The sequence below is a fragment of the Streptococcus bouchesdurhonensis genome, from assembly GCF_948472335.1.
In genome coordinates this window covers 1-5,729 of the sequence record NZ_CAOKTW010000029.1, presented here as the reverse complement: position 1 = coordinate 5,729, position 5,729 = coordinate 1, and the positions used below count along the sequence as shown (strand labels likewise).

Here is a 5,729-nt window from a genome sequence, read left to right as displayed (position 1 = left end):
GTCACATCTCCCATGATTAAACCAGTAATGAAACCAGCAAATACAGGGGAACCTGCAGATGAAACGATCGTCAACTCATCACAGATTTGATAAGCTGAGTACAAAGTGAGAAGTAAAATTTGCCACCATTGTATCATAACAATGACCTCCTAAAAATTTTTTCCTATTTTAATAAGCTCAAAAAGTCTGAAATTGGATCATTTGGAACCATTTGAGCAGTAAGTTTAACACCTTTTTCTGCCAGTTTGTGGAAGTCTTCCACATCCTTGTCCACTACGTTGATAGAACGTGTGATAGCGCGAGTTTCTGGTGTTTGAGACATATTCCCAACATTAAGGGTTTCAAGTGGTACACCTGCTTCTACCAAACCAAGGAAGCGGTCTGGTTTACGAGCCACGATAAAGAGACGTTGGCTATCGTATTTACCAGCAAGAATATTGGCTGCCGCTTTCTCAATTGGCAAAATACTCAATTTCACACCTGGTGGTGTCGCTAGTTTCAAACCACTCTTTTCAACGTCGTTGTTGACAACTTCGTCATCTACAACCATAATACGTGAAACATTTAGTTTTCCAGCCCAAAGATTGGCTACTTGTCCGTGGATCAAACGTCCATCGATACGGCATCCTACAATTGTCATAAGTTTTCCCCCTTTATATGTTTTAGTGTAGGTTTTCGAGTTAAATGAATCTCTTCTTTATATTCACCCTCTGTCTCAAAGATAATAATGCGGTTTGCACCTTCCTTGAGGTAGCTATGAGGGATATAAAGCGAGAGGGTCGGGCCGACGTTCCAAAAACGTCCTAGATTCTGCCCATTGACAAAGGCAACTCCCTTACCAAACTCAGACAAGTCTAAGTAAGTATCTTTTGGCGCTTGGATTGTAAAATCATAAGCATAAAAGGCTGGTTGTCCTTCTGTCCATCCTTTTGAAAAATCAATTTTCTCAGGATTGTCTAGTGGGAGTGGATAGTGTTTCCAGTTTAGTAAGAAGTGCAAATCCTTACAAACCCCTGTCCGAATTCCCTTACGTTGCGTATCCGCTAAGAACTTGTGTCCATAGTTGACACGTCCCATATTTTCTACCAAGATATCTAACCTAGATAGCGCTTTCTTTTTACCTTGATAAAAAATATCTTCCCCAATTTCTGTCTGATATTGGGTTTCGACCCACTGACCATCGACATAAAGCTGAGCTCTATCTCGACCGTCAATGATACGAAGTCTTTCTTCTTCTGCATCCCAGTTTGTTTCTGTTCGATAGAGTAGATAGCCATAGCTTTGTCCCAACTCCTCCATCTTTTTAGGATAGAGGCTTTCTACTGGACTTGACAAGCTATCCAAAGTTTCAAACAAGGAAACTTTTTCAACTAGTGGAATAGCATCCAACTCCATACTCTCTTTGTAGAGTGGTTCCAACTGCGGATACTCTGGAAAATGTGTTGCCATCATCTTCTTGACTGCCAGATATTTGGCAGTTGGATTTCCTTCTTCATCCAGAAGGGCATCGTAATCATAAGATGTAACTTGTGGCAAATCCAAGGTTCCTCGAGCCGAGCAACCATTCATGAAGCCAAAGTTTGTACCACCATGGAACATGTAAAGATTGATGGAACCTTGTTCCAAAACCTCTCGAACTGCATCTGCCAATTCTTTGGGATCCCGTGTGATAATCGGTTCTTTCCAACGATTGAACCAGCCATCCCAGAACTCCATACACATGAGCGGCCATTTCTTGCCATGTTCATCAAAGAATTCCTGCATCTGTGAAAAGTTGTACGGAGCTTTAGAACCAAAGTTTCCTGTTACAAAGAGGTCATCTTCGATTAAGGTTCCAGCTTTCAGAGTAGCTCTCCATGGACCATCTGATGTAAAGAGAGGACAGGTTACGCCACGCTCTTCCATCAACTGTCGAATTGCTCTTAGGTAAGCCTTATCTTCGCCATAAGAACCATACTCATTTTCAACCTGCATCATAAGGATATTGCCACCCTTGTCCAACAAATGTGGCACCAACCGTGACAAGAGCTGGTCATAGTAGCGACCGACAGCTTCAATATAAGCAGGATCTGAGGAACGAAGCCTCATATCTTTGGTTAAAAGCCAAGCTGGTAAGCCACCGAATTCCCACTCCGCACAGATGAAGGGAGAGGGACGAACGATAGCGTAGAGACCCAAATCTTGTGCTGTCTGAAGAAATCGCTCCAAATCCAGAGCTCCTTCAAAGTGAAACTCACCCTCACGAGGCTCGTGTAAATTCCAGGCCACATAAGTCTCTACTGTATTAAAACCAAGAGCCTTCAAGTTATAGAGCGAATGATACCAATCTTCTGGAGGAACCCTAAAATAATGAATGGCGCCAGATAAAATCTTAAATGATTTTCCATCGAGATAAAAATCATCCCGTATCTCAAATCGTGTCATATTCTTACCTTCTGACAATAAAGTTTACGCTTTCATTTGTTGATATAGTAAATATATCTCAATATCTTACATTTGTCAATAGGTTTTCACAATTTTTTTCATTTTTCACTAAATTTTACACAAAAAACTTATAAAAATCTTGTAATCTATAGTCATAACAACATTTTAGCACCATGTATAAAAATGTAGGTTTTTCTATTTATTCCTATGTAAATTAACCTTATAGCCTATTATTCTAATTTTTTTATTCAAAAGGCTACTATTCTTTCCAGTTTTATGGTAAAATCTTTAACGGAGAAGGAAAATCGAGGTGAAAATATGGCAATTCCAAAGTATCAATATATTAAAGATGAGTTAAAGAACAAAATCATTTCTGGTCAATTTGCCAGTGGAGATAAATTCTACACTGAAGCTGAATTGATTGCAATGTATGATGTTAGTTCTATCACAGTTGTTCGCGCTTTAAACGACCTTGCCAAGGATGGCTATATTGTCCGTCAACAAGGAAAGGGTACATTCGTTTCACGCGCACGCAAACACAAACTCGTAGAGTTTTCAGATGTAGAAGTTTTTGAAACTAAAGATGATAAAGTTACCGTCCTTTCTATTGAGCGTGGAAATAAACTAAGCTACTTAGAAAAACTTGGACTACGCGGAGATCAGTTCTACTACAAGATTGAACGCGTTCGCGAAACAGGTGGTGTTGTGTACATCTACCATACATCTTACATCCCAGAACAATACATCAACGCAAATTATCCAAATCTTGAATATTATAGCTCTATCTATAACCGTTTCAAATTGGATTACCACATTCACATGAATGATGAACATTTTGAAGAAATCAATGAAATAGCATTTCCAACTCCAGAACATGCGGCTTCAATCCTCGGAGTCGATGAACAATTCCCAACCGTTTTACAAACCAAGACTACTAAACTAGAGTCTACTGGTCAAGTTCTTGCATACAGCGAAACATATAAACGCGCAGATTACTACAAAATCAAATTCATTTCATGTGACCGTGATCACTAAGAAGAAAGCCTAAGCCTTGCTTGGGCTTTTTCTATGTTTATTATACCATACCAAAAAGGTAGCGCTTACCTTTTATAGTAGATTCTATAGTTTGTAGAGTATTTTATAGAAATAGGGCTAAAAAATTTCTACTAAATATATATATGTTTCTTTTACAACCAATCTGAAATCTTAAGCTTAAATTTTATATTTTTTTATACTTATTATAGTTTTTTATCACCTCCTCTTGACTCTTATTAATATAAGAAATAAAATAAGGGTGTTGTTTTATGTAAACGCTATCAATATAAAATACAATCAGGAGGTTTTGCAATGAAACAAGAAAAACAACAACGTTTTTCCATTCGTAAATACGCTGTAGGAGCAGCTTCTGTCCTAATTGGATTTGCCTTCCAAGCACAGACAGTTGCAGCTGATGGAGTTACTCCTACTACTACGGAAAACCAACCGACCATCCATACGGTTTCCGATTCCCCTCAACCATCCGAAAATCGGACTGAGGAAACACCTAAAGCAGAGCTTCAACCAGAAGCTCCAAAAACTGTAGAAACAGAAACTCCAACTACTGATACGGTAGCTAGTCTTTCAAAAACAGAGGAAAAACCACAAGAGGAAGTGAGTTCAACTCCTAGTGATAAATCCGAAGTGGTAAATCCAACTTCTGCTGAAAAAGAAACTGCCGATAAAAAGGAAGAGGCAACTAGCCCTAAAAAGGAAGAATCAAAAGAGGCTGATTCTAAAGAGTCGAATACAGGCAAGACTGATAAATCAGAAGCTGACAAGGATAAACCAGCTGAAAAAGATGCTAAGAAAGATGAACCAAAAGCAGAGGCTGACAAACCAGCAACAGAGGCAGGGAAGGAACGTGCTGCAACTGAAAATGAAAAATTAGCTAAACGAAAAATCGTTTCAATTGATGCTGGACGTAAATATTTCTCACCTGAACAGCTCAAAGAAATCATCGATAAGGCCAAAGAATATGGTTATACAGACCTTCATCTCTTGGTAGGTAATGATGGTCTCCGTTTCATGCTGGATGATATGTCTATGAAAGTAGGCGATAAGACCTACTCAAGTGATGATGTCAAACGTGCCATTGAAAATGGAACCAATGCTTATTACGACGATCCAAATGGCAACCATCTCACTGAAAGTCAGATGACAGATTTGATTAATTATGCCAAAGATAAGGGAATTGGAGTGATTCCAACTGTCAATAGTCCTGGACATATGGATGCTATTCTCCATGCTATGAAAGAACTTGGTATTGAAAATCCTAACTTTGATTATTTTGGTACAAAATCTGAACGAACTGTTGACCTAAATAATAAACAAGCAGTCGATTTTACAAAAACGCTGATTGACAAATACGCTAACTACTTCTCTAACAAATCTGAAATCTTCAATATTGGTTTGGATGAATATGCCAATGATGCGACAAATGCTAAAGGTTGGAGTGTGCTTCAAGCTGATAAATATTATCCAAATGAAGGCTACCCTGAAAAAGGATATGAAAAATTCATCTCTTACGCTAATGACCTCGCTCGTATTGTAAAATCTCACGGTCTCAAACCAATGGCCTTTAACGACGGTATCTACTACAATAGCGACACAAGCTTTGGTAGTTTTGACAAAGACATCATCGTTTCTATGTGGACTGGTGGTTGGGGGGGCTACGACGTTGCTTCTTCTAAACTACTAGCTGAAAAAGGTCACCAAATCCTGAATACCAACGATGCTTGGTACTACGTTCTTGGACGAAACGCTGATGGCCAAGGTTGGTACAATCTCGATCAGGGGCTCAATGGTATTAAAAACACACCAATCACTTCTGTACCAAAAACAGAAGGAGCTGATGTCCCAATCATCGGTGGTATGGTAGCTGCTTGGGCCGATACCCCATCTGCACGTTATTCGCCATCTCGCCTCTTCAAACTCATGCGTCATTTTGCAAATGCCAACGCTGAATACTTCGCAGCCAACTATCAACCTGCAGAAAAAGCACTAGAAACTATACCAAAAGACCCTAACCGCTATACTGCTGAAAGTTTTGCTGCTGTCAAAGAAGCTGAAAAAACCATCCGTTCACTCGATAGCAACCTCAGTCGTGCTCAACAGGATACGATTGATCAAGCCATCGCAAGCCTTCAAGATGCTATTAAAAACTTGGCTTTAACTCCAGAAGCACAAAAAGAAGAGGATGCTAAACGCGAACTTGAAAAACTGAATAAGAATAAAGTCATTTCCATCGATGCAGGTCGCAAATACTT

Annotated in this window: 5 protein-coding genes; 2 read left to right on the top strand and 3 right to left on the bottom strand. The window is 39.3% G+C overall.

What is annotated here, in order from left to right; all coding sequences use genetic code 11:
* From QMQ21_RS18975 to QMQ21_RS18965, 3 genes are all read right to left on the bottom strand, one after another.
* A partial coding sequence (locus tag QMQ21_RS18975) for a PTS sugar transporter subunit IIC (RefSeq protein ID WP_284525539.1) occupies positions 1–137 on the bottom strand: 137 nt, incomplete at its 3' end.
* Positions 138–163: 26 nt separating this feature from the next.
* Positions 164–640, bottom strand: a complete 477-nt coding sequence (locus tag QMQ21_RS18970; protein ID WP_000156970.1) for a PTS sugar transporter subunit IIB — start codon at positions 638–640, stop codon at positions 164–166.
* A complete protein-coding gene (locus tag QMQ21_RS18965) occupies positions 637–2,424 on the bottom strand; it encodes a glycoside hydrolase family 35 protein (RefSeq protein WP_261814977.1) in 1,788 nt (595 codons plus the stop codon). Before QMQ21_RS18965 ends, QMQ21_RS18970 begins: the two co-directional genes overlap by 4 nt.
* Positions 2,425–2,742: 318 nt before the next feature.
* Here QMQ21_RS18965 and QMQ21_RS18960 point away from each other — a divergent pair, with 318 nt between their 5' ends.
* Positions 2,743–3,459, top strand: a complete 717-nt coding sequence (locus QMQ21_RS18960; RefSeq protein ID WP_001007193.1) for a GntR family transcriptional regulator — start codon at positions 2,743–2,745, stop codon at positions 3,457–3,459.
* Between the two features lie 312 nt (positions 3,460–3,771).
* On the top strand, positions 3,772–5,729 hold a 1,958-nt coding region (locus tag QMQ21_RS18955), incomplete at its 3' end, for a family 20 glycosylhydrolase (protein ID WP_261814976.1).